The 24,938-nt window shown below is 47.2% G+C and carries 17 protein-coding genes; 13 read left to right on the forward strand and 4 right to left on the reverse strand.

Annotation, left to right across the window (positions count from 1 at the left end; genetic code table 11):
- Nucleotides 1–7: 7 nt before the first annotated feature.
- From HB364_RS25105 to HB364_RS25135, 7 genes are all read left to right on the forward strand, one after another.
- The gene (locus tag HB364_RS25105) at nucleotides 8–991 is read left to right on the forward strand and encodes an aldo/keto reductase (RefSeq protein ID WP_167291105.1); all 984 of its coding nucleotides are present in this window, start codon (nucleotides 8–10) and stop codon (nucleotides 989–991) included.
- A gap of 36 nt (nucleotides 992–1,027) precedes the next feature.
- Nucleotides 1,028–2,140, forward strand: coding sequence for an alpha/beta hydrolase (locus tag HB364_RS25110; protein ID WP_167291106.1), 1,113 nt, complete (start codon nucleotides 1,028–1,030; stop codon nucleotides 2,138–2,140).
- A gap of 26 nt (nucleotides 2,141–2,166) precedes the next feature.
- Nucleotides 2,167–3,216 carry an alpha/beta hydrolase gene (locus HB364_RS25115; RefSeq protein WP_167291107.1) on the forward strand — a complete coding sequence of 350 codons (1,050 nt, stop codon included), beginning with the start codon at nucleotides 2,167–2,169 and terminating at the stop codon, nucleotides 3,214–3,216.
- 11 nt (nucleotides 3,217–3,227) lie between these two features.
- Nucleotides 3,228–4,388: a carboxymuconolactone decarboxylase family protein gene (locus HB364_RS33000; RefSeq protein ID WP_167291108.1), complete on the forward strand. Its 1,161-nt coding sequence runs from the start codon at nucleotides 3,228–3,230 to the stop codon at nucleotides 4,386–4,388.
- A 211-nt stretch (nucleotides 4,389–4,599) separates the two neighbouring features.
- Complete coding sequence (locus HB364_RS25125) at nucleotides 4,600–6,882, forward strand: xanthine dehydrogenase family protein molybdopterin-binding subunit (RefSeq protein WP_167291109.1); 2,283 nt, start codon at nucleotides 4,600–4,602, stop codon at nucleotides 6,880–6,882.
- 27 nt (nucleotides 6,883–6,909) lie between these two features.
- Nucleotides 6,910–7,377 (forward strand): (2Fe-2S)-binding protein, encoded by a 468-nt coding sequence (locus HB364_RS25130; protein ID WP_167291110.1) that lies wholly within the window; start codon nucleotides 6,910–6,912, stop codon nucleotides 7,375–7,377.
- Nucleotides 7,378–7,411: 34 nt separating this feature from the next.
- A complete protein-coding gene (locus HB364_RS25135; protein WP_167291111.1) occupies nucleotides 7,412–8,053 on the forward strand; it encodes a cytochrome c family protein in 642 nt (213 codons plus the stop codon).
- A gap of 95 nt (nucleotides 8,054–8,148) precedes the next feature.
- Here HB364_RS25135 and HB364_RS25140 read toward each other — a convergent pair whose 3' ends face one another.
- Nucleotides 8,149–8,469 (reverse strand): LytR/AlgR family response regulator transcription factor, encoded by a 321-nt coding sequence (locus HB364_RS25140; RefSeq protein ID WP_167291112.1) that lies wholly within the window; start codon nucleotides 8,467–8,469, stop codon nucleotides 8,149–8,151.
- 547 nt (nucleotides 8,470–9,016) lie between these two features.
- On the opposite strand from HB364_RS25140, the gene HB364_RS25145 reads away from it, so the two are divergent.
- Together HB364_RS25145 and HB364_RS25150 are read left to right on the forward strand one after the other, a co-directional pair.
- Nucleotides 9,017–9,586, forward strand: a complete 570-nt coding sequence (locus HB364_RS25145) for a hypothetical protein (protein ID WP_167291113.1) — start codon at nucleotides 9,017–9,019, stop codon at nucleotides 9,584–9,586.
- 80 nt (nucleotides 9,587–9,666) lie between these two features.
- On the forward strand, nucleotides 9,667–10,314 hold the full coding sequence (locus tag HB364_RS25150) for a hypothetical protein (RefSeq protein ID WP_167291114.1): 648 nt from the start codon (nucleotides 9,667–9,669) through the stop codon (nucleotides 10,312–10,314).
- Between the two features lie 39 nt (nucleotides 10,315–10,353).
- Here the strand turns inward: HB364_RS25150 and HB364_RS25155 are convergent, their stop codons facing one another.
- Nucleotides 10,354–10,668 (reverse strand): carboxypeptidase-like regulatory domain-containing protein, encoded by a 315-nt coding sequence (locus HB364_RS25155; protein WP_167291115.1) that lies wholly within the window; start codon nucleotides 10,666–10,668, stop codon nucleotides 10,354–10,356.
- A gap of 159 nt (nucleotides 10,669–10,827) precedes the next feature.
- Here HB364_RS25155 and HB364_RS25160 point away from each other — a divergent pair, with 159 nt between their 5' ends.
- The 3 genes from HB364_RS25160 to HB364_RS25170 are packed head-to-tail and all read left to right on the forward strand — an operon-like array spanning nucleotide 10,828 to nucleotide 17,853.
- Entirely contained in the window at nucleotides 10,828–13,884 is a 3,057-nt protein-coding gene (locus HB364_RS25160; protein ID WP_167291116.1) for a SusC/RagA family TonB-linked outer membrane protein, read from the forward strand.
- A gap of 12 nt (nucleotides 13,885–13,896) precedes the next feature.
- Nucleotides 13,897–15,243, forward strand: a complete 1,347-nt coding sequence (locus tag HB364_RS25165; RefSeq protein WP_167291117.1) for a RagB/SusD family nutrient uptake outer membrane protein — start codon at nucleotides 13,897–13,899, stop codon at nucleotides 15,241–15,243.
- A 21-nt stretch (nucleotides 15,244–15,264) separates the two neighbouring features.
- Nucleotides 15,265–17,853, forward strand: a complete 2,589-nt coding sequence (locus HB364_RS25170) for a M14 family zinc carboxypeptidase (RefSeq protein ID WP_167291118.1) — start codon at nucleotides 15,265–15,267, stop codon at nucleotides 17,851–17,853.
- A gap of 123 nt (nucleotides 17,854–17,976) precedes the next feature.
- On the opposite strand, the gene HB364_RS25175 is transcribed toward HB364_RS25170, so the two are convergent.
- Nucleotides 17,977–19,716, reverse strand: coding sequence for a RagB/SusD family nutrient uptake outer membrane protein (locus HB364_RS25175; RefSeq protein ID WP_167291119.1), 1,740 nt, complete (start codon nucleotides 19,714–19,716; stop codon nucleotides 17,977–17,979).
- Nucleotides 19,717–19,734: 18 nt separating this feature from the next.
- Nucleotides 19,735–22,881: a SusC/RagA family TonB-linked outer membrane protein gene (locus HB364_RS25180; protein WP_167291120.1), complete on the reverse strand. Its 3,147-nt coding sequence runs from the start codon at nucleotides 22,879–22,881 to the stop codon at nucleotides 19,735–19,737.
- A 311-nt stretch (nucleotides 22,882–23,192) separates the two neighbouring features.
- Here HB364_RS25180 and HB364_RS25185 point away from each other — a divergent pair, with 311 nt between their 5' ends.
- Entirely contained in the window at nucleotides 23,193–24,893 is a 1,701-nt protein-coding gene (locus HB364_RS25185; protein ID WP_167291121.1) for a glycoside hydrolase family 28 protein, read from the forward strand.
- Nucleotides 24,894–24,938 lie beyond the last annotated feature (45 nt).

A 24,938-nucleotide genomic window follows, 5' to 3' on the forward strand; every position in this document is an offset into this window, starting at 1 on the left:
TTTATTTATGCAAAAAAGAATATTAGGCAATAGTGGGCTTGAAGTTTCAACGCTTGGTTTGGGCTGTATGGGATTGAGCTTTGGCTATGGTCCCGCTGCAGACAAACAAGATGGTATTAAGTTAATTCAGGCAGCTTTTGAACGGGGTGTTACCTTCTTTGATACTGCGGAGGTTTATGGACCTTATACCAATGAAGAGTTGCTGGGTGAAGCATTAGAGCCGTTCCGTAAAGAGGTCGTAATCGCAACAAAGTTTGGGTTTAAAGAAGCCCAGGCAGCATTGGGCATGGACAGCCGGCCAGCAACCATCAGGGCGGTTGCGGAAGCATCATTGAAAAGATTAAGATCCGACTATATTGACCTGTTCTATCAGCATAGAGTAGATCCTGCTGTACCCATCGAAGAAGTGGCAGGAACGGTGAAGGATTTAATTAAGGAAGGTAAAGTACGGCACTTTGGGCTTTCGGAAGCAGGCGCACAAACGATACGGAAAGCACATGCTGTGCACCCGGTCGCTGCCCTGCAAAGCGAATACTCACTTTGGTGGCGTGAGCCGGAAATAGAGATACTGCCGTTGCTGGAAGAATTGGGTATTGGCTTTGTTCCCTTCAGTCCACTTGGTAAAGGTTTTCTGACCGGTAAGATTAATCAGGATACTACATTCGACAAAACAGATTTTCGCAATACCGTACCTCGTTTTTCTGAGGAAAATAGAAAAGCCAATCAGGCATTGGTTGATCTGCTGGGTAATATTGCCTCGGAGACAAAGGCTACTGCTGCTCAGATTGCACTGGCATGGTTGCTTGCGCAAAAACCATGGATCGTTCCCATTCCTGGTACCAGCAAATTGCACCGGTTGGAAGAAAACCTCAGTGCGGCTAACATTAGGTTGACTGACTTCGACCTGAACACAATCAATGAGGCGGTGTCAAAGGTAGAAGTTCATGGCGCCCGGTATTCGGCAGAGCTCCAAAAGCGTGTTGGTCGATAATTGTGTGACAACCTTCACCTCTTAAAATAAATACAAATGAAATCATTAGATCAAAAGATATTAGCTGCGCTTTCTCCACTTATTTTTTCAGTTGCCTTAATGGGATGTGCAGCACAAAATAAAAGCGCGGGTAATGGCCCTTTGATTATTGACCAACAAGGCAGCTTTGCGGTTGGTGGCAAGGTGATTACCCAACCGGGTACTTTTGATCCGATCAGGCATGGTGCCTATACACCAGTTAATCCGCCAACTGAAGGGCAGACGCTGCATGGAGATCATGCCTACGTATTTTACCAGGTTCCGGCGAAGCGTCGAAAACTTCCGCTGGTATTCTGGCATGGCCATGGTCAATTTACCAAGACCTGGGAAACAACGCCGGATGGTCGGGAAGGTTTTCAAACCATATTCCTACGTCGCAGGTTTCCGGTTTACCTGATCGATCAGCCCCGGCGCGGCCATGGAGGACGTAGTACTGAAGTCATTAACCTGACGCCTACAGCAGATGATCAGCTATGGTTCGGCATTTTTCGTTTTGGCGTATGGCCCAACTTTTACCCAGGTGTTCAATTTTCTAAAGACCCGGAAGCCCTCAACCAGTTTTTCCGCCAGGGTGCACCCAATACGGGGCCTTATAATGTGGACGTAAACACCAATGCTGTATCGGCATTATTCGACAGGATTGGATCGGGCATCCTGGTTACGCATTCACAAAGCGGTGGTTTGGGATGGCGTACTGTTTTGAAGAATGCCAACATTAAGGCAGTCATATCTTACGAGCCTGGTGGAGATTTTGTATTCCCCGAAGGCGAAACACCTGATTCCATAGTGCTGGCTGGCCGTGCGATCAAGCTCGCAACTATACCCCTGTCGGAATTTCAAAAGTTTACTAAAATACCCATAGCGATCTACTATGGAGACAATATCCCAGATAAACCCAGTATCAATCCTGGCCAGGAGCAGTGGCGTGTTTTCCTCCAGGTCGCCAGGAATTGGCAGGAAGTGGTAAACAAACATGGAGGCGATGTTACGCTGGTTCATCTTCCCGAAATTGGTATCACTGGCAATACCCATTTTCCAATGTCCGATCTCAATAATCTTCAGATAGCAGATTTGTTGTCAAAGTTTCTGAAAGAGAAAAAACTTGATTGATCTGTCTGCCAAAAAATAATGGTAAAATGACAAAGTTGAAATCAATCGTTATAGCTGTCGGTATGGCTACAGGCATTACAGCTTCCGCTCAGGAAAAGGTGAAGAATCCTTACGGGCTGGTTTATAGAGATGCAATTGAAGAAAACATAAAAGGAAAGGTGAATATTCATTCAGTCACCTATAAACTTAACGGGATTAATATCGCTGCCAATGTTTATACCCCGGCAGGGTATGACCCTGCTAAAAAATATCCTGCAGTTGTAATTGCGCATCCCAATGGTGGTATCAAAGAACAGACTGCGGGACTATATGCACAGCGCCTGGCGGAGGCAGGTTATATAACCATTGCTGCCGACGCAGCTTACCAGGGAGCCAGCGGCGGTGAGCCTCGTCATACCGACAAACCTGCATCCAGAATAGAAGATATTCGTGGTATGGCCGATTTTATTACCCGGTACTCAGGTGTGGATGCCAACCGTTTAGGCGTGTTGGGTATTTGTGGCGGTGGTGGTTATACTTTAAAGGCAGCCCAATCAGACAAACGCTTCAAAGCAGTTGCTACCCTAAGCATGTTTAATTCGGGCGAAGTACGACGCAACGGATTTCAAAACTCCCAATTAAAAACCATTCAGGAACGGCTGAAACAAGCATCAGATGCCCGTGCAGAGGAAGTCGCAAGCGGAAAAATCATCTATGCTGGTGTGGCGAATATAACAGATGAAGAAATTGCTAAAATCCCGACTGATCTGTATCGTGAAGGCTACGTGTATTATTACAGAACGTACGCCCATCCCAATTCAACATTTCTGTATACCATGAGTAGCCTGCTCGACTTGATGACATGGGATGCTGCCACTGAAATGGACCTGATCAACCAGCCCCTGTTGATGATGGCCGGAAGCAAAGCCGATACGAAATATATGACAGACGAAGCGTTCCCCAAGGCTATCAATGCAAAAAGCAAGGAATTGTTTGTGATTGATGGAGCTACCCATATACAAACCTACTGGAAACCAGAATATGTAAATAAGGCTGTAGCCAAATTGATTGGATTCTTTGGTGAAAACCTGAAATAAGAACATATCCCATGAGACAAAAACAGGTAGTCATAACTTTATTAATCGCATTCAGCTTGCTCTCGTTAGTACTGAAAGCGCAAACTATCCCAAAGGGGAATAGGGTCTTAAATCCCAAAGAACAAAGCTTGATTAAGATTGCTGCATCTACTGCAAAAGGCAATCTCTCAAAGCTGAGATCGGAACTAAACACAGCACTTGATGCGGGATTGACAGTAAACCAGATCAAAGAGGCAATTGTACACATATACGCCTATGCTGGATTTCCCCGTAGCTTGCGTGGCTTACAGACATTTATGGCTGTTTTAGATGACCGAAAATCCAAAGGCATTGTTGACGCAACGGGACCCGAAGCATCACCAATAAATAACGATAGTAGCAAATACAATCGGGGCAAGGCGGTTTTGGAAAAATTAACAGGTGTTCCCGAAACCGGTCCTAAGACTGGTTACGCAGCATTTGCGCCTACAATAGAAATCTTCCTGAAAGAGCATTTGTTTGCCGATATTTTTGAAAGGGATGTTTTAACCTATGCAGAAAGGGAACTGATAACCGTATCGGTATTGAGCAGTATTGGCGGTGTAGAGCCAATGTTGCAATCACATTTGAAGATTTGTTTGAATGTTGGCTTAACAGTAGACCAGTTGCATCAATTCACTACTGTCATCCAATCTGCGGTAGGCGACAGGGAGGCCATAGCTGCCCAAAAAGTATTGGATGAGATTTTAAATGGCAAACAAAAAGTCCAACATGTTGATACTGCGAAAACAGATATGGATATGGTCTTCCCAAAAGGAGAAAAAGTGACAAACAATAATTTTACGGGACAGGTCTGGGTAAATTATCTGTTAGCAACTGATACTGTACACAATGTGAACATCGGATCGGTGACGTTTGAGCCTGGGGCAAGAACCAATTGGCACTACCACAAAGGAGGTCAAATACTTTTGGTAACCGGGGGAAGAGGTTTATACCAGGAAAAAGGAAAACCTGTTGAAGTCATTGAGAGAGGTGAGGTCATAAAATGCCCGCCAAACAAAGAGCATTGGCATGGAGCTACACCAACAGAATCGATGACACATATTTCCATTGGAACAAATGTAAATATCGGGGGTGCGGTTTGGCTGAAGCCAGTAACTGACGAGGAATACCATCGCGGCCAAAAACATTAACCCGGAGAATGATATCCTTGTAAGCCTTTAATAACTGAATATCCCTCAAATCATAACAAGTCGGGCGCAAAGGAGTATCAATCAGTAATATTGGTAGAAAAATCCGTAATTTATATAACTGGTGCCCCGGAAATTGCACCTAATTTCCCCTTGTGTAGCCGACTCCGTGATTTCGCGCTGGAATTTTTGCCCAAAACAATAACCTTTCAAGATGGAACAATCTAAGTCAACCCACAGCAGGCGTTCCTTTTTAAGATCTTCCTTATTAGCAGGTGGCGGTCTTATGATCAGTTTCACCTGGTTGCCCGAAGCAGGGTTTGCTGATACTCCAAAAGGCATCGATCTTCCGGATCAATGGAATGAATTAACAGGTTACATAAAGATCTCCCCGGATAATATCATAAAAATATTCAATCCAAATCCGGAATTTGGCCAAAATGTGATGACCTCACTTCCTATGATGGTAGCGGAAGAGCTGGAGGCAGACTGGCAAAAAATAGTAGTAGAAATGGGGCCGCACGACAGCGTAAAATTAGGGGCGCAATTTACTGGTGGAAGTAATTCAGTGAGGATGTATTGGAGACCACTCCGCGAAGCAGGGGCGTCAGCCCGTCATATGTTGATGGAGGCGGCAGCCCAGACCTGGAGTGTCCCCTTGGAAGAAGTGACAACTAAAGCAGGTATGCTTTATCATGAGAAAAGCGGTAAATCAGGCACGTATGGCAGCTTTGCATCAAAAGCGTCGGCCATCCCTATTCCCAAAGGAGTTAAGCTAAAAGAGGTAAAGGATTTTAAGGTAGTACGAAGCTCAAAGAAAAATGTCGAGGGGTTAAAAATCGTCTCTGGTAAACCACTTTTTGGATTGGATTATAAACAGGAAGGGATGCTGATTGCCATGATTCACCATCCGCCTGCTTTCGGGATGAAACTCAAATCTTTTGATGCATCTCAAACCTTAACAATGCCAGGGATTAAAGATGTTTTTACCCTGAAATTATATGAAGATGGTTTCGAACAGGGCGGTTTCGATACCCGCACCTTCAATGATTTGCTGGTTGTAGTAGGCAATACAACCTGGGAAGTAATGAATGCCCGCAAAAAACTAATAGTGCAGTGGGAACCTGCCGGCGATACCAAAGACACCATGGGAGGCCGCGGCACAAAAAGAGAAGTAGTTGTTCCTGGCGAACTTGAAAGCACGAGTAGGCAATTGGAAAAAATGCAGGAGTATGCCAAAAAGCCTGCCCAGCAATTAAGAAAAGACGGAGACCCCGAAACCGCCTTCAAAAATGCTGCCCAGGTTATCGAGCGCACTTATAATGCCCCGTTTCTGGCCCACAACTGTATGGAGCCCATGAATTTCTTCGCGCATGTTACGGAGGAAAAAGCCTTGTTGGTAGGCCCCTTGCAGGCACCGGGTTGGACGGAACCTACGCTTTCAAAAATCCTGAAACTGCCCCCCGACAAGATCGAAATTCAGATGACGCGTATGGGCGGGGGATTCGGTCGCAGAGCTTATGGACACTACCTTTCCGAAGCAGCGCTGATCTCCAAAAAGGTAAAAGCACCCATCAAACTTATATACACGCGCGAAGACGATATGACCTATGGCATTTATCGCCCTATGTACACGGCAACCTATCGGGCTGCACTGGATGCGAATAAAAACCTGATCGCATTTCATGTAAAAGGCGGCGGCATACCTGAACATGCCATACATGCAAACAGGTTTCCCGCCGGTGCAGTTGATAATTATCTGGCTGAAGGTTGGCAGATAGCATCCAATATTACCATTGGAGCATTCAGGGCTCCGCGATCCAACTTCAATGCGGCTGCAGAACAATCGTTTTTAGATGAATTGGCAGAGGTAATGGGCAAGGACCCAATCGATTTTAGATTGGAACTTTTGAAGAGAGCCAAAGAAAATCCCGTAGGCAGAAACAATGAATATAACCCTGACAGGTACGCCGGCGTATTGAAACTGGTTAAAGAAAAGTCGGGGTGGGGCAACCCGGAAAATAAAAAGTACCACCGGGGTGTGGCTGCTTATTTCTGTCATAGTTCGTATGCTGCCCATGTGGTGGACATCGTGATTAAAAATGGACGTCCTTTTGTAGAAAGGGTTTTTAGTGCAATGGACTGTGGCATTGTCATTAATCCCGACGCCGCGGCTAACATGGTAGAAGGCGCTGTTATAGATGGCATCGGCAATGCTTTTTACGGCAGGCTTAGTCATAAAGAGGGTGCAGCAGAACAAAACAACTTTCATAGGTACAGGATGATACGGCATAGCGAAGCACCGGATAAAATTGAAGTGCATTTTGTACAAAATGATATTGATCCTACTGGCCTGGGTGAGCCACCCTTCCCGCCGGTGTTCGGTGCTGTTGCCAATGCCTTGTATAAAACCACGAATAAAAGGTACTATAACCAACCGTTTCTCGACCAGTCGCTGCAGACTGACAATGCGCCCGGAAATAAAAGAACATTTTAGTTAAATGCACACTATCAATTACCTGCTATGCTCAAATTAAATATCAACAAGAAAATCTACGAACTGGATATTGATCCTGATACGCCATTACTGTGGGCGCTCAGGGATGTAATTGGGTTGGTGGGAACAAAATATGGATGTGGCGTAGCACAATGTGGCGCTTGTGTAGTTCACCTGAACGGTGAAGCCGTTCGCTCCTGTGTTACAAAGGTTAGCAGGGCCGCCGGACAGCAGGTTGTAACAATTGAAGGCTTATCAGAAAACAATGACCATCCATTACAAAAAGCATGGCTGGAATTAGACGTTAGTCAGTGTGGGTATTGCCAGGCGGGCCAGATCATGTCGGCGGCAGTTTTGCTGAGAGAAAACAAGAATCCGACTGATAAAGATATTGACAACGCCATGGAAGGCAACATTTGCCGCTGCGGTACTTACCTGCGCATTCATAAGGCAATTCACCTGGCAGCGGAAATGCAGCGCAAAGGATCGAAGTAAAAACGTCTCTAACCTGGAAATAAAAAATATACAGATGGAAATTGCACCAGGAAAAAAGTTTTTCATTCAATATACAAAATTCATTATAGTTATAACTGTTATTGTAACCGTGGTTGGGTTGTCGGCAAGCGGGTTTAGAAGCAATAATCAGTTTGAAACAGTAAGGAATAAAAATGGAATGATGATAGATAGCGCTGCATCTGTGGCAGCGTTTGAGAAGGTATACCGGGTTTTAATGAGTCCGCGATGCATGAATTGTCATCCGTCCGGCGATATACCGCTCCAGGGAGATGACAGCCATTTGCATACTATGTCGCCGGTAAGGGGGAAAGACGGAAAAGGTGTATACGCGATGAAATGTTCGAATTGCCATCAACCCGCCAATTCGCCGGGGTTAAACACACCCCCGGGGAATCCAAAATGGGCGCTTCCGCCCGCCGATATGAAAATGGTTTTCGAAGGAAAATCACCCCGTGAACTTGCGTTGCAAATAATGGATTACAAACGAAACGGGCACAAAAATAAAGCGCAATTGATAGCACACGCAAGAGATACCCTGGTAAAGGCCGGATGGAATATGGGCGAGGGCCGCAAACCACCACCACTATCGTATAAGGAATTTGTGGCAGCATGGGATGAGTGGATTAACAACGGGGGAATAGCACCTAAGAATTAATTTGAAATAAGAGTCGCCTCACTCTTAATTTATCGCGGTGTCTCCGGCTTTAAAAACTCTTCGGTTGACCATTACCTGGTAATGCTTTCCGCTCTTCAATCAATAATATTTAGCTGCTTAATGACAGACCTGTAATATTGCCTGCCAATGGGAAGGGGCTCTCCGCTGATTGTTAAATGATCCCTGGCGATGTTATCAATAAAATAGATGGAGACAACACACGAGCGGTGAATTTTGATAAATATTTCCGGAGGCAATTTTGTTAATGCACCCGATAAGGTCGATCGAACCAGGCAATGCGTTTTATTCGATAGATGGATTTTAGTATAATTTTTTTCTGCAACGAGGCACACAACTTCTTCAGGTTTAAGTCTTTTCAATACTTTGTTTTGCCAGACAAAAAATGGCTTCAGCATATTGGATGGTAAGTTTACATGAAAGAATACCAGCAATATATAAAAAATTTACATATGATCAATGGGCGTTAATAATTCACCCGCTTATTTTTGACGCACCCTTCTTTTTGTTGAACAATAACTCCTCTTTGCTACTTTGATGATACCACTGTTCTTCCTTTTTGGGTCCTCTTTGCCTCCCCGGGGCCCGGGGATGTACAGAGGAGGAATAGAGGAGGAATCGGGGAGAAGCTATGGAGAAAGTGCCGTTCGTCCCACCAATGTCGTTATTCGTCCCAGGTTTTTGGCAGTGTCGTCCCATTTTGCCGGGTGTTTTCGGGGAAAATGTGCTGTTCGTCCCAGGTTTGAGAACAGTCCGTCCCATGTATCAGAGCATTCCGGCACATTTTTGAAAAACGGGATGGGAGCAGATGTAGATTTGCTTTATCAGTCACTGCCAAAGGAGTTTTCGCTTAGGGATAACGGGAAGAGCGGACCTGTTAACCCTCTCCCCCGGCAGCGACCGGTAAAGGAAACAACATTTTCAAATCTCAAAATTAAGTTTTTTATGGCACACTCAAATAACAGTGTTATAACCGGCAAATTCAGGGGCACCCTCGGAAAAGAGCTCGTATTTCGCGAGTGGGAGGGCAAAACTGTAGTTGCCAAAGCGCCTAAAAGCAGGAAGAAAGGTCCAACACCTGAACAGGCAGAAACACAGGAAAAATTCCTGCTTGCTTCACGATATGCACGGGCTGTTGTAAAAAATCCTGACCAGGGCATGGCAGAGGCTTATGCTGCTTTTCTCAGACCCCGGCAAAACGTGTATAGCAGGGCGGTGGAAGATTTTATGTCTCCACCTGAAGTTAAAAGCATCAGTACGCGTAATTACCATGGTGTTGCTGGCGGCAAGATTGTTGTGCGCGCCTTTGATGACTTCCGCGTCGTAAAGGTATGGGTGGAAATATATGCTGCCAACGGCACACTATTGGAAGCAGCTAATACTGAACCAGACACGAATGGTCTTGACTGGATCTTCACCGCCACGATGGCCAACAACCCGCTGGCTGGTAGTAAGGTCATAGCCATAGCCACCGATGTTCCGGGTAATGAAGGAACGTTGGAAGTTAGGTTGTAATGTTTTTACCAGGAAGGTGTCCCGGCCCGGGCGTGGACACCTTCCACATTATTTTTTTGATCAACTTCAAAACAAATTATATGAGCAAATTATCAAAGCGCCATTTTTGGGAGTGGTTCAAACGTCATCACCAGGAATATCTTGCGCTGAACAAAAAGCCTAAAAAAGAAGTCAGTTACTGGTTGCAGGAATTGACCACTCATGTACGGGCCTATTTCAAGTTCTTTGGGTTCAGCCTGGTACTACCTGATAAAGGAACTGCCCGGTTAACCATCACTGTAAAAGGTAAGGCGAAGCATTTTAAAAAGGCGGATGCATTTGTTGCCACTGCCCCCGACATACCCGGCTGGAGCATCCATGCGCTGGAAGACCCCATGCCTGTTGATTTTTTATTGGAAAAGCAACTGGAAATTACCGGTATAGATCCCTGGGAATTCCATTTTTCCTTTGCCGGCGATCATCCGGAGGATACAGCGCTTATCATGTATCACCCGTTATACACGGAAGACAACAGGCGTCTCTTTTTGGAAATGGCTTATGAAACAGTATATCATTTATTGGGCGAACGCTCTTTCGGGACGGATATAGACCACGTGGAAGTTGACAACCTTTCCTGCGCCGATCCTGAAAATGTGTACAGGCTGGAAGAATTGCCCATCCATATCGGCTGGCGCAGCTCTTCTATGGTGGTAGATCATGATGGAACATTGATGAGTATGCATTCGTAATGGGATGTAGCACTAAACCTTATCCTTTTTTTATATTACTCAAGGCGCCTTTTTCTTCTGCAACAAAATATTGTATTCATTAGCCGCTGTCAGCTTCACCTCCTGCGTTTGAAAATCACAGTGACTGAATACTAAAATAGAGTCTTTATCGGTAACGGGAATATAGTATACACCGTCTGACTGTGTTCCTGATATCATCTTGGTGCCTTTTACGGCCACCTGTACGCCCTCTACCGGGCCGGTTTCGTCGGCAGCAGTAACAATGCCTGTAATAGTGCGGCCTGCCGGTGATGTCCAACTGCCTTGCAGGGCCCATGCTGTAATGAGTAGCAATAAGGTGTATTTGCGAAGCATAACAGGTAGGATTTTATTAGTCTACTAAAAATATAGACAAATATACGGGAATATTTGGAGGGGAGGGAAATATGGTTTTATTTTGTGCTCTCCATCAACGTCTTCACCGCGGTTTGCTTACGGAATAGCATATCATTTTTTACCTATTAAATTATTGTCATGAACCTGAGAGCAGTGTTTTTGACAATGGGGATTATTGTGTTCAGCGCAATGGTCACCATTGCTCAAACATCCCCCCGTAGCATTACCGGTACCATAAGGTCCGATGACCGGCAGCCCCTGGAAGGCGCCAGTATTACCGTAAAAGGCAGCAGCAAAGGAGTTTTCAGTAAAAAGGATGGCTCTTTCCGGTTGGAGCTTACCGGCAACCAGCGCGTAATTACCATTTCTTATGCTGGGTTTGAAGAACAGGAACTCATCATTACAGAGCAGGATCAATACCAGGTGGTACTCAAAAAAGCCACAGCCCAACTGGAAGACATTGTGATTACAGGATACAGTACGCAAAGAAAGCGGTTTATAGCCGGCGCCATCACTACGGTGGGAGGCGATGAGATCAAGAACAGTCCGGCTGCGGGTTTTAACCAGCTATTGCAGGGAAAGGCCAGCGGGGTACAGGTGCTGGCGAATTCCGGGGTGGCAGGCGGCAGCATTACCTTCCGTATCAGGGGAAACAATTCCATCAATGCCAGCAGCGATCCCCTGTACATCATTGACGGCGTATTTGTGAGCAACGCAGAAACAATACAAACAGGTCTCGGACAGCAGCAACCGACCAACCCGCTGGCTACCATTAATCCTTCCGATATTGAAAGCATCACCATCCTGAAAGATGCGAACGCCACGGCTATCTACGGGTCGCTGGGCGCCAATGGCGTGGTCATTGTTACTACCCGTCGTGGTAAACTCAATGCCAAACCGCGGATCACCCTGAATACTTACCAGGGATGGGCCGTGGCAGTGAAAAAACTCAAAGTGGCCAATGGGGTGGAGACCGCCAAACTGGCCAACGAGTCCAGGCTGAATACCGCCATTGATAACGGGCAGGACCCCAGCACCGTGGTATTGCCCTTTCCCAATCCCGATACCTTAAAGACCTACGACCGGTTTGCCGACCTGTATCGAACGGCCCGTACTTCCAGCTATGAGTTGTCGGCACAGGGAGGTTCTGAAAAGAATACCTACTATGCAAGCATTGGCTACCTGAAACAGGAATCAGTTGTAAGACCTTCCAACTTTGAACGGTTTACCGGGCGGCTGAACTATGATAACAATCTTTCGCCGAAACTGAAACTGGGCACCAGTATTGGCCTCACCCGCACATTGCGTAATGTAAGCAGCAATGACAACAACTCGCAGGGGGTGATCAACTCTGCTTTGTTCGTGCGCAGCTACCTGCCCATTTACAATGCCAATGGCACCTACGCCCGTTATGGCAGCTTTGATAACCACATTGCCCTCATCAATCACCTCAGCAACAAAGCCGTCGGCTGGCGTATCATTGGTAATGCATTCCTGGAGTATGCCTTTTTGCCCGAACTCAAATTGCGCAGCAGTTGGAGTATAGACAAGGCCGATGAATCGGAAAACAACTATGCCAGCACGCTGATCAGTGCGGGCATTTCTACCAATGGCTCAGCCAATGCGTATGAAACGCACAACCTTGTTTTATTGAATGAACAGGTGCTTACCTACATCAAATCCTTTGGCAGGGATAAACAACATTCGGTCAATGCCTTGATCGGGAATACCATCAGCACCACGATCAGTGAGCTGACTTCCGCTTCAGGCACTGGTTTTCCCAGCAATAATATTACCGCTATTTCAGGGGCCTCTATACGCTCGGGTTCCTCTTCAAGATCAGTAGCCAAGCTGGCTTCCTTCTTCGGAAAGGCCAGTTATACCTTCAATGATAAATATACGCTCGATGCCAGCTTGCGGGCGGATGGCTCCTCCAGGTTTGGCGCCAACAACCAATGGGGTTACTTTCCTTCGGGTGGAATTACCTGGCGCGCCGGCCAGGAAGCCTTTATTGAAAGGCTGAACTTCTTTGATGACCTGAAAGTACGGGCCAGCTTTGGGCTTACCGGCAACCAGAACGGCATTGGTGCGTATGCGGCAAAAGGCTTGTGGGGTTCGGGTGCCAATTACCTGGAAATTGCCGGTACGGCACTTTCCCAACTGGCCAATCCCGACCTCACCTGGGAAACCACCCGCCAGTTTGACGCAGGTGTTGATTTCTCGGTGCTCAACAAACGCCTGAGCATTAGCCTCGATTATTATTATAAGTATACCTACGACCTGTTACTGAATGTAAATATCCCCAACCGCTTAGGGCTTAATTCCCTGTTGCAGAACTACGGCGCTGTAAGCAATAAAGGCGTGGAGGTAAGTGTGCACAGCACCAACATCAGCACCCGCACGTTTAGCTGGACTACTGATTTCAATATCTCTTTCAATACCAACCGTATTGAGAAACTGGCTTCTGATATAAGCCTCGGCGCCTCCGGGCGCAATATATCCATTCTCAGGAAAGGATATGCTGTGAACTCCTTCCAATTGTACAGGCAATTGTATGTAGACCCGCAAACCGGTAATGCGGTATATGAGGATGTAAATAAAGATGGTTTTATTACCAGTGCCGACCGGCAGATCGTGGGCAATGCCCTGCCCAGGTATACAGGAGGATTAACGAACAACCTGTCGTATAAAAACTTCGACCTCAATTTCTTTATCTACTTCCAGCAGGGCAACAAGATTATGGACATGAATGATTTCTTCATGGTGCATGGCGGTGCACAGGCCAATATCGGTTTTGTGCCCCGGCAATTGCAGCGCTGGCAAAAGCCGGGAGATATTACGGACATACCAAGGCTCACCACCTATAGCAGCAATCCCAATCAAAATGGCGGACCTGCCAATAACTACGGCGGCAATGTGGCCAACCTGAGCAGCCGGTACCTGAAAGATGGTTCTTTTGCCCGGTTGAAAACATTGTCAGTAGGCTACAACTTCCCCCATGACTGGCTGGGGGCTGTGAAGATCAGCAACGCGCGGTTGTATGTACAGGCTACCAACCTGTTCACGGTTACCAACTATTCCGGTCCCGACCCCGAAGTAAGTTCTCAAAGTGGCAACCAGAATACAGCCGGCTACGACTGGGCTACAGTGCCACAGCCTAAAACAGTGCAGGTAGGTCTTACGGTAACATTTTAAATAATCAATACGATGAAACGTTCCTATATACTTTTATTGTTGGCAGGTACTTTGTCTCTATCCGCCTGCTCAAAATTCCTCGAAGAGGATCCCAACAATGCGATTCCGGCTGAAAAGGCTATTACCGATGCCGGTACGGCCAGGGCTGCCATTACAGGGGTGTATGATGGCTTGCAGGGATACTATGCGGCCAACTATCCAACCCTGGGCACTATCACGGCAGATAATGTGGTGTTTAACGGTACGCTGAGCCAATACCTGCAACTGGACCAGAATGCCATCCCTACCGACAATGTAACTACGGTAGCTGCCTACCAGGGTATTTACAAAACGATCAACTCGGCTAATAGCGTGATTACGTATGTGCCAGGCATTACTGATCCTTTACTTACGCAGGCAGAAAAAGAGAAGATACTGGGAGAAGCCTATTTTGCCCGTGCATTGGGTTACTTTGACCTGGCCAGGGGCTGGGGTGGTGTGCAACTGCAACTAAAACCTACCACTAACATCAATGATGCAAAAGGGATAAAGCGCAGTACACTGGATCAAACCTATGACCAGGTACTGGCCGACCTGACAGAAGCCGAGAAGCTATTACCCGAAGATGCCACCACCCGTAACCGGGCGCAGAAAAGCACCGCGCGTGCTTTGCGGGCCAGGCTGCACCTGTACAGGAAGCAGTGGGCGGAAGCGGAACAATATGCTTCGCTGGTCATCAGTAACACAGCAAAATATGAACTGGTTCCTTATAAGTCATTTTTTACAGCGCCTTTCCTGAGCAGGGAATCTGTTTTTGAGTTAACTTTCTCTGCCAATGACCGCAATACATACTGGAACCTGTGGTACCCAAGTTCCTCCGGAGGACAATACACGCTGAAGCCTTCCAATGCATTGGTGGCAAAACTCAATAATCCCGCTGTCGGCGGCACAAGGAATAGTCTTATTGCCGGTACCGGCAGTAATGTGTATGGTGTATTGTACAATACCAGTGCTACCAGTACCGATCCCGCTTACCTCATACGATTGGCAGAGTTATACCTGATCCGTGCCGAAGCCCGGGCGCAACAAAATAAGCTCACCGGAGCAGAGGGCGCTATTGCCGACCTGGATGCGGTGAGGGCCAGGGCTGGTGTACCAGCCTCCACCGCCGTTACCAAAGAAGAAATATTACTGGCTATTGAGGAAGAAAACAGTGTGGAGTTTGCTTTTGAGGCCCACCGTTGGTTCGACCTCATACGCACAGAAAGGGCCGGTGTGGTATTGGGGCTCACCAATAAGAATTACTGGCTGTTCCCCTTACCTTATTCAGATGTATTGTCTGATCCTGACCTCGAAGGCAAAAACAATCCGGGATACTAATAACAAAACACCTACAAACGCATGATAAAAAACTCTTTCACCGTATTACTCCTGGTGGCTACCGTTATCACCACGCAGGCCCAAAACAACTACTACTTCAGCAAACAGGAAACATTCGACCCGAAGATACCCACGCCCGAACAGTTCTTAGGATATGCCATCGGATCGCATTATACCCGGCATGATCAGTTGATCGCTTACCTGAAGGAACTTTCCAGGCTAAGCGATAAAGTACATTACCAGGTCATTGGCAAAACCTACGAATTGCGCGACCAGGTGATCGTTACCATTACCGCTCCCGAAAACTATGCAAAGCTGGATGCCATCCGGCAGGAACATATCAACCAGGTTGATCCGGGAAAACCTGCTTTACCGGCCGGCGCACCCGTGATCGTTTTATTGGGATATAGTGTGCATGGCAATGAAACCTCCAGTGGTGAAGCGGCTTTATTGACTGCCTATTATCTCGCAGCCAGCCAAAGTGAAGCCACGCAAAAGTGGCTGAAGGAAGCTGTTGTATTCATCGATCCATCCCTCAACCCGGATGGAAGGGACAGGGCTGCCAACTGGCACAATGCCTACAAGTCCTTTCCCAATACCACCGATCCGGCTGATAAGGAACACATCGAAGCATGGCCCAATGGCAGGAGCAATCATTACCTGGCCAACCTCAATCGCGACTGGCTCAGCGCCACACAAATTGAAAGCCAGAACAGGCTGGAGTTCTTCCACCAGTGGTATCCCAACGTGCACATAGATTTTCATGAAATGGGAGGCAACAGTACCTATTACTTTGAACCCTCGCCCAAACGTACGCAAAGTCCTATCATGCCACAGGCTTCTTATGATTTTAATGCTACGCTGGCAAAATACCATGCGGCGGCCTTGGACAATATTGGTTCTTTATATTTTACCAAAGAGCAGTTTGATAACCTGTCACCCATCTATGGTTCCACCTATCCTGATTTCTTTGGGGCGGTAGGTATTACTTTTGAGCAAGGCAGCTCCCGCGGACTGGAACAGGAAACGGAGGCAGGGATACTTACATTTCCCTTCACCATACGCAACCATGTAACCACGGGCATTGCTACGGTGAAAGCGGCTGTGGAAGAAAAGAAGGGACTCTTCAACCTGCAGAAAGAATTCTTCCGGTCGGCAGTAGAGCAGGGCAGGGCATACCCGGCCAAAGCCTTTGTGTTTGGTGACAGCAGGGACCAGTCGCTTACCCGTTCTTTATTGGCTCTACTGTTAAAGCACCGGCTGAAAGTATATGAATTGAACAGCGATCTTTCGCAGGAAGGAAAGAAGTTTGAAAAGGGGAAAGCATACCTGGTTCCTTCCGACCAACCGAACTTCCGTATCGTACATTCCATCTTTGAGGAAACGACTAAATTGAATGACAGCCTTTACTATGACAACACTTCCTGGAGCCTTATTCATGCTTATGGATTGCAGTATGCCCGCCTCACGGCGCCGCCGGCTACCAGGGGCGCGCAGGTGACTGCAGTCCCGGTAGTAAAAGGCAGTGTAACCGGTGGCATTGCTGCGTATGCTTACCTCGTTAACTGGAGTGAATACAATGCGTCCAAAGCATTGTATTACCTGTTGAGCAAAGGGGTGGTGGTAAAAGCGGCTCATAAACCCGTGACGATACAAACCCCGGCAGGTGTCAAGGAATTTGGTTATGGCAGTCTGGTGATACCGGTAGCTGCACAAAAAATAAGTGCTGATAGCTTATATACACTGGTAAAGGGGGCTGCTGAAAAAGCTGCCATAGATATTTATGGAACGGCTACCGGCTTCAGCACCGATGGCATTGACCTGGGTAGCAACAATGTGAAAGCAGTGCAAAAACCAACCGTAGCAGTCATTGCAGGGACAGGTACCAACTATGAAGAAGTAGGGCAGGTATGGTTCTTACTGAATCAGCACCTGGAGTTGCCGGTTACCAAACTGGATGTGGCTGCTGTAGGCCGGGCCGATCTTACCCGGTACAACAACATCATATTGGTAAGTGGTAATTATAATGGTCTTGATAAAGTGGCTATAGCAAGACTAAAGAACTGGGTGGAAGAAGGCGGTACCCTCATTGCTTTTAAGAATGCGGCAGAATGGGCCATCCAGCAGGAAATAATTAAGGAAAAGCTGTTTATTGATTCTGCTGCCTTGAAGGGTACCAACGAACGGATTGATTACGTGCTGCAGGAGGTAACAGAAGGGGCCAGGCGCATCAACGGCGGTGTATTTGTGGGCGACATTGATATCACCAATCCCATTGCTTTTGGGTTGACCAGCCGGAAAATATTCTTTACCAAGAACAGCCAGACCATTTTACAGCCCAGCCGAAACAAATATGCCACCATTGCCAAATACGCGGCAGACGCTTACATAGGTGGTTATGTTTCCAAAAAGAACATTGCCAGGATCAACAATACGGCTGCCATATTGATCAGCCAGGCAGGGAACGGGAAAGTAGTGTCCTTTGCCGATGATCCTTCTTACCGCAGCTACTGGCATGGAACAGACAGATTATTGCTCAATGCCATCTTTTTTACTTCCGGTATTCAATTAGGCCTTGGCACCAACTTCAACGAAGCACACGAAGAATAAAACCGTAATACTGGCGCAAGCATGCCGCTCAGCCTCGTGCGATAGGGTGCTTGTGACAACAAAAAGGGTCGCTGAACAAAAACATTCAGCGACCCAATAATTAATAATCAGTAATTAATAATCTTATTGAAGCGGATCAAACGTCCCCCCTGACCAGCCTTTCGTTTGTGCCAGGTTACTGTTCAGTTGCAAATGCCGCGAAGGAATGGCAAAGAAATAATACTCCGGCTTCCAGAGAATATCGAACTGGGTGTCGAGTTCCTTAACCGTGTGTTGAAAATAGGTAGTATAATTGGTTTGCAAATGCTCTACCAGTTGCTGTGGGGTCATTTTGCCGACAATGTCTTCATCCCATTGTTTTTTGGGGATCTTTAGTGTAACAGTAACTCCATGCCGCCTGGTGCCGTTCAGGGTGCTTTCAAATGCCCGCCACCTTCTCAGGTCCCAGAAGCGTTTACCTTCAAAAGCCAGTTCAAGTTGCCGTTCCAGCCGGATGGCATTGCGCATCTGGACTTTGGTCATGCCGGGTTGGAGACCATACAAATTATCACCGCCTGCATCAATACCCGCACGGGCCCTGATGGCTGTCAGTAAAGGATAGGCTTCTGAAGTCCTGTCTGTTTCATTGGCCGCTTCCGCAAGATTCAACAATACTTCTGCATAGCGAAGCTCTATCCAGTCGGTACCGCTGTTGAAAGCCTGGCTGGAGGTTTGGGTAGTATCTACCGCCTTGCGCATATAAAAACCAGTGATGGTAGGACTATTCTGTTCACCGCCCACAAACGTCCACTGTAACCGTCCGGCTTGAAAACCGGTAACGCCTACCTGCCATAGCGCCCCGTTATAAACAATCGTCTGGTTAAAGCGCGGGTCCCTGTTCTTCCAGGAATAATCCGGATCATAAGTATAAGTACTATTAGGGTCATTGATGGCGCGGCCATCTTTCATGGGGAAAGCATTCACGATTTCCAGGGCAGGCCGGTTGCCGCCGGTAGCGCCCTGCGAGATGTCGAGAGGGCGGGTAGCAGCCGACCAATTGTGCCAACTGGCGGCATTGGTAGACACGAACTGATACCGGCGCACAAAAACCACTTCTTTATTCATTTCGGTGAACCACAAATTGCTAAAACCCGGAAACAGGCCAAAACCCTGTGCATCCAGCGATTCTTTGGCTGTTTTGTTGGCCTCATAAGCTGCCTGCCAGCGGCCGCCGGCAGTTTGATTGGGATCGAACTGCGGACTGGCATAGAACAACAGAACGCGGCCTTTCAGGGCCAGGGCAGTACCCTTATGTACCCGGCCATTGTTGTCTGTTGTGCCAACCTTTGTAGCCGGCAGATAACTAATGGCGCTGTCCAGGTCTGCCAGGATCCGGGTCATCGTTTCTGTGGTGGTATTTCTGCTTACGTACAGGTCGTCTGTTAATTGTTGAGGTGTCAGCACCAGCGGCACGCCGCCATAACGTTTGGCCAGCTCGAAATACTGCCATCCCCGGAAGAAAAAGGCCTGTCCTTTTAACCACTTCCGGTTGGCTTCAGAGAGCGTGCCCTTATCAATTTCGGTCAACAGGACATTGATACCCCTGATCTCGCTATAAGGCCAATAGTCAATGGAATTTTCAGTTAACTGGCCATACATATAACTGCCGCCACCATCCGATTCATCCGAATAATCCGCATATTCTGTACTCCAGGCAGGCAGGTTTTCTGCATGTATCCTGTTCGCGTAGGCGGTAGCCAGATCAAGGTCATTCCATACGTCTGCTTCGTCCACTGCTTCCGGGTTGGTTTTGTCCAGTATCTTTGTGCAGCCACCCAATAAGCAGCCCCAAAACAACAACAATAATATTCGGGATAATTTCATAATAGCATCATTTAAAAGTTACAGGCCGATATTTAAGCCCAATGAATAACCTGCCATCATAGGATACGACAGGATATTGTTCATCTCTGGATCATAGATCTTATTCCCGGTATACACCATCAGCAGGTTGCTACCTGTAAAATATACCCGCATACTCTTCATACCCGTGGGTTTTATAAAATCATGTGGAAGGTTATAGGAAACCGTCAGGTTCTTTAAGCGTACAAAAGAATTGTCCACCAGGAATAAAGTTGATTCATCAAAACGGGTCCGGTAATTAATGACCCGGTAGCCGGGATACTTGCCGTTGGGGTTTTCAGGCGACCAACTGTCGGCCCAGTAACGGAAGGAAGCTTCTTCTGTCCTTGCCTGGATATCGCGGCCTGCTGTAGGTAGCATGGCTTTGGCGCCGGCCACTCCCTGGAAGAGGATATCTATGCTCAATCCTTTCCACGAACCGCCAAGGGATAAGCCGAAGTTCATGGGAGGTGAACTGTACTGTGCAATGACTTCCCGGTCATCAGCAGTGATCTTTCCATCTGGTTCATCCGAATTAACGCCCCGTATGTCTTTATAATTCAGCATGCCCAACTGGGGCTTTACTCCTATGATCGTATAGCCTTGCGGCAGCGCGTCCAGGTCTTTTTGTGTACGTAGGACGCCGGTCGCTACATAGCCAAAGATCCGTCCGGTATTTTGACCTATTTGCGACTGGTACGGGCGTATATTCTGGGCCTCATCCAGCCGTACTACCTCATTGGTGGCAAAGGCAAAATTCCCTTTTACATAATAGTTGAATGATTTATTGGTATTGCTGGCATAGTCCAGCTCCACCTCAATTCCTTTTGAATTGATCTCCTGGTAATTTTCATCCGGCAGGTCGGCGCCCAGTGTACTGGGAAGGCTCTGTTGTCTTGAACCAAGGATATCATACGTATGGCGGTAGAAAAGGTCCAGCTTGAAGCCCATCTTACTATTCCAGAAACGGGTGTCTAAGCCGGCATTGTAGTTTAATGATTTTTCCCAGGTAAGGGCCCTGTTCACAAGCCGCCCTTGCTCCAGTCCGTAAGACTGCTCATTAAAAATAGCGCCGGGCTGAATGACGTACGACTGCAGCCATTGAAAATTACCTACCTGGTCATTCCCCAGCAAACCAACGGAGGCCCGTAATTTAAGATCATTCACAAAGCTGACCGTTTTAAAGAAAGGCTCATCAGAAACCCTCCATCCGGCAGACAAAGAAGGGAAAAATCCCCAACGGTTTTCCGGTGCAAAGATCACAGAACCATCATAGCGGAAGGAAGCTTCCAGCAGGTATTTCTGATCATAATTATAGCTCACCAGGCCAACATAGGAGAGCCTGGCCCATTCGCTCAGTGAGCCTTCGGTTGCGGAGACACTGCCGCCGGCTATATACTGGTCAATAGCGGGAGAAATAAAATCATCCCGCCGGCCACTGAACCAGGTATTATTTTCCTCGGCCTGCTCATATACCAACAAGGCGTCGAGGCCATGCTTGCCAAAAGTCCGCTTGTAATTCAATTGTGCATTGAACTGGTACCGGTTGATCTTGTCGTTCCTCGATAGCAGGAACTCTGGTGTTGCCCTTAGTTTGGGACCTATCACCTGGTCACCTACGATATGATTGTTTTTGCCCGTGGTGTTAAAGTTCGTCATATTATAAGGCAGGTTGAACTGCTTAGTATAAATATCACGGCTATACCGGTTGATAGAAACCTTGGCGCTCAGCCCCTTTACAAAAGGCACCGTATAATTGATCGTGGCCAATACATTCGTGCCTGTCCATTTCCTTTCATTATAACCCGCAATAGCCGGGTCAAGCACCACACCGGGATGCCACTCTACCCAGTTGCCCACCGGCAGTCCGTTTACATAAGGAGGCACCATGGCTGGTCTGAACATCAGGGCCTTGTACAGGTCTTCCATCCGCCAGTTATTCACATCCCAACTGGGGCCATTGGTATTGCGGGTTTCTGTATTCAGGTCCAGCGATACCTTCAGGTTCTTTGTTACAGTCACATCTATATTCCCCCGTATGCTCAGCTTTTGGTAATCAATATTATTAAACGAGCCGGTAGCTTTATTATACGATCCCCCTAAAAAATACCGTACATTTTTGGCGCCCCCGCCCACATCCAGGGAGTGTTGCGTGGTCATCGGATCTTTCCACACTTCATCTACCCAATTCCAGGAATGGGTTTTAAAATAATCCAGCTCATCTGCTGTATAATACCGCGGATCTGTTTCCACAACATTAATATAACGCAACTGGTGATTAATGGCGGAAGCGTGCTCAAAAGCATTCAGCCTTTCAGGGATCTTCGTAGGCTGCTGCAATCCAAACAGTCCATTATAAGATACCTTAGGCGTTCCTTCTTTACCTCTTTTAGTGGTAACCAGGATAACGCCATTCGCGGCCCGTGAGCCATAAATAGCGGCAGAGGCGCCGTCTTTCAGGATCGTAATATTTTCTACTTCATAAGGAGCCAGTCCGTCAAAAGCAAACTTATCGCTCACCACGCCATCTATTACGAACAGCGGGCTGGAATTATTAAAAGTACCTACCGACCGGATCCTGATGGAGGATTCCATACCAGGCGTACCGGCAGATTGCGTGATGGTAGCACCGGACAACCGGCCTGCCAACGCATTGGAGAGATTGTCAACAGGCGTATTGGCAAACTCAGTACTGCTTACTGTAGATACAGAGCCTGTAACTGTTCCCCTTGCCTGGGTACGATATCCGATCACTACCACCTCATCCAGTTTACTTTGTACGACTGTCATCGTCACATTAATAACAGCCCGTTTGTTAATAGCAATACGTTGCTCCGCATACCCGGTAGCGGAAAAGATCAATGTTCCATCTGCAGGAGCGGTAATAGAAAAGCTCCCGTTATCATTGGTAACTACTGTAGTAGTCGAACCGCTTAGGGCAACAGTAATGCCGGTAAGTGGTCCATCTGCACCGGACACTGTTCCTTTTACCACTGTATCGGCTAACTTTTTAAAATCGTCCGGGATACCAGGGAAGCCTTTATGATTGACTGGATCTGCCAACAGTGTTTGGCAAACAAGCAGGGCTGAAATGATCAAGCCGGATAATCTCAGCGGAATGAGAATCAAAGCAGTAGTTTGTTTCATGAAAGTATAATTTGGCAAGTGGATAATACGGGACGGATGCTTTCAGAGGAAGGTCAATACAAGGTTAACAAGGGCTACGGGAGCGGTCCTTACATTTACAGGGATTCAATCGTTATATATGATATATATGCAATTGACTAAATAGTACAGAAAGCCGGATAGGGGTTGTTGGCATTTTATTCAATCATTTTGACATCACTATCCGGTTGTGGTTATACGTTATTGACAAAAATTAAGAGCGGCTAAAATAGCTTACACAAAAGCCATTTTAGTGGTATGGTGGAATGGTATTTTAATACATATTCGTCATTATGAAAAAACACGATCCCGTTTCCCGCCGCCAATGGTTCGAACGTATGGCTATTCCTGCAGTGGCGCTTGCCGGTGCAAGTCTCACAGGTATTCCCGCTGTTGCAGCGCCTGCGCATACCAACGATAAAGCAACGCCATTGGCAGGCACAAGCATCTATGACATCCGCGACTTTGGCGCCAAAGGCGATGGACAGACTTTAAATACCACTGCTATCCAGGCTGCTATTGACGATTGCCACCAAAAACAGGGCGGCACTGTATTAATACCGGCAGGCGATTTTATTTGTGGCACCATAGAAATGAAATCAGGCGTTACCCTGCACGTAGCTACCAATGGCCGCTTACTGGGCAGTAAACGCCGCGAAGACTATACAGCCGGTAAGGGAGTGCCTTCCGGCAATGGTAATATTGTTTTTATCTACGCCGCCAATGCAGAGAACATTACGGTGGAAGGCAATGGTACCATAGATGGCAATGGGTTATCTTTTTATAATGGTAAAGGGGATAATACCGGACCGGGACAAAGAGGCGTTGGCGGTAACTTCGACCGGCCGCATCTTCTCATCTTTTCCCAATGCACCAGGTTCCAGGTAAAAGATGTATTGCTTACCAACAGTGCCTATCATTGTTTCCGCATCCTGAAATGCAAGCATGTGCAGTTGCACAACATCCGCATCTACAACCGTGTGAACAAAAACAACGATGGTTTCCATTTCAATGATACCCAGTATGTACACATCTCCGGCTGCGATGTACAATGCCAGGATGATGCCTGCGCTTTATTTGGCAGCAACCAGTTTGTTACCATCACCAACTGTAGTTTCAGTACCCGCTGGTCCATATTCCGTTTTGGCGGCGGTGAAGCACAGAACATCACCGTTTCCAATTGTCTCATCTATGATACCTATGGTTGTCCCGTCAAGATCAGCTCGGGCAGGGCAAGGATCGAGAACCTCAGCTTTTCCAACATCATCATGCGCAACGTGACAGGGCCTATTGGTATTGGATTTACCGGCAGCAGCAACAATCCGAACAACAACAATCCTGCTGCTGATACCGTTCCTTCTTTTGTGCGCAATATCTCCTTCAATAACATCCGTGCTACCGTAGTGGAAAAACCTGTTAACCATCCGGATATCCATTTCGGGGTCAATGTATTTAATGGAGAGCTTAATTCCTGTATTACACTCAATGGGGTAGGGAAGGTATTCCTGGAAAACATCAGTCTTACCGATGTGCATGTTATTTATGCAGGGGGCGGCACCAAAGAGCAGGCAGCAAAAAGACAAGTGCCTGAGTTGAGTGCTGAATACTTTGGCGTATGGGGTACAGAACCTTTTGGCCCACCGGCTTATGGACTCTATGCCCGCAATGTAAAGGGATTGACGCTGCAGAATGTACGCTTTACTTATGAAAAAGCAGACGCACGGCCGGCCGTCATTTTTGATAATGTTCAGGATGCGATTGTCACCGGCCTGAGCGCACAGGGCAGTCCTGAAACAGAATTGCTGCGACTGGTGAACTCAAAAGATATATTATTTACGGCCATCCGGGTGCTCACCCCGGCTGCCACCTTACTCCAGGTGGAAGGTGCTGCCACCGAAAACATTAAAATTGATGGCGGCGATATCAGCAAAGCGGCAAAACCACTGGCTGTTGAAAAAGGAGCCAACAAGAAGGCCGTGACTATACGATCCTGATCGTAAATCTCCGAATACTCCTTCCAGACACAGACAAGTGCGAAT

The organism is Paraflavitalea devenefica (genome assembly GCF_011759375.1).
GTDB classification, from domain to species: Bacteria; Bacteroidota; Bacteroidia; order Chitinophagales; family Chitinophagaceae; genus Paraflavitalea; species Paraflavitalea devenefica.

Excerpts from the sequence above, each read along its gene's own strand:
- HB364_RS25125 (WP_167291109.1), top strand. The coding sequence starts at position 4,600 with ATGGAACAATCTAAGTCAACCCACAGCAGGCGTTCCTTTTTAAGATCT.
- HB364_RS25145 (WP_167291113.1), top strand. The coding sequence starts at position 9,017 with ATGGCACACTCAAATAACAGTGTTATAACCGGCAAATTCAGGGGCACC.
- HB364_RS25185 (WP_167291121.1), top strand. The coding sequence starts at position 23,193 with ATGAAAAAACACGATCCCGTTTCCCGCCGCCAATGGTTCGAACGTATG.
- HB364_RS25105 (WP_167291105.1), top strand. The coding sequence starts at position 8 with ATGCAAAAAAGAATATTAGGCAATAGTGGGCTTGAAGTTTCAACGCTT.
- HB364_RS25165 (WP_167291117.1), top strand. The coding sequence starts at position 13,897 with ATGAAACGTTCCTATATACTTTTATTGTTGGCAGGTACTTTGTCTCTA.
- HB364_RS25155 (WP_167291115.1), bottom strand. The coding sequence starts at position 10,668 with ATGCTTCGCAAATACACCTTATTGCTACTCATTACAGCATGGGCCCTG.
- HB364_RS25135 (WP_167291111.1), top strand. The coding sequence starts at position 7,412 with ATGGAAATTGCACCAGGAAAAAAGTTTTTCATTCAATATACAAAATTC.
- HB364_RS25115 (WP_167291107.1), top strand. The coding sequence starts at position 2,167 with ATGACAAAGTTGAAATCAATCGTTATAGCTGTCGGTATGGCTACAGGC.
- HB364_RS25150 (WP_167291114.1), top strand. The coding sequence starts at position 9,667 with ATGAGCAAATTATCAAAGCGCCATTTTTGGGAGTGGTTCAAACGTCAT.
- HB364_RS25160 (WP_167291116.1), top strand. The coding sequence starts at position 10,828 with ATGAACCTGAGAGCAGTGTTTTTGACAATGGGGATTATTGTGTTCAGC.
- HB364_RS25170 (WP_167291118.1), top strand. The coding sequence starts at position 15,265 with ATGATAAAAAACTCTTTCACCGTATTACTCCTGGTGGCTACCGTTATC.
- HB364_RS25130 (WP_167291110.1), top strand. The coding sequence starts at position 6,910 with ATGCTCAAATTAAATATCAACAAGAAAATCTACGAACTGGATATTGAT.
- HB364_RS25180 (WP_167291120.1), bottom strand. The coding sequence starts at position 22,881 with ATGAAACAAACTACTGCTTTGATTCTCATTCCGCTGAGATTATCCGGC.
- HB364_RS33000 (WP_167291108.1), top strand. The coding sequence starts at position 3,228 with ATGAGACAAAAACAGGTAGTCATAACTTTATTAATCGCATTCAGCTTG.
- HB364_RS25110 (WP_167291106.1), top strand. The coding sequence starts at position 1,028 with ATGAAATCATTAGATCAAAAGATATTAGCTGCGCTTTCTCCACTTATT.
- HB364_RS25175 (WP_167291119.1), bottom strand. The coding sequence starts at position 19,716 with ATGAAATTATCCCGAATATTATTGTTGTTGTTTTGGGGCTGCTTATTG.
- HB364_RS25140 (WP_167291112.1), bottom strand. The coding sequence starts at position 8,469 with ATGCTGAAGCCATTTTTTGTCTGGCAAAACAAAGTATTGAAAAGACTT.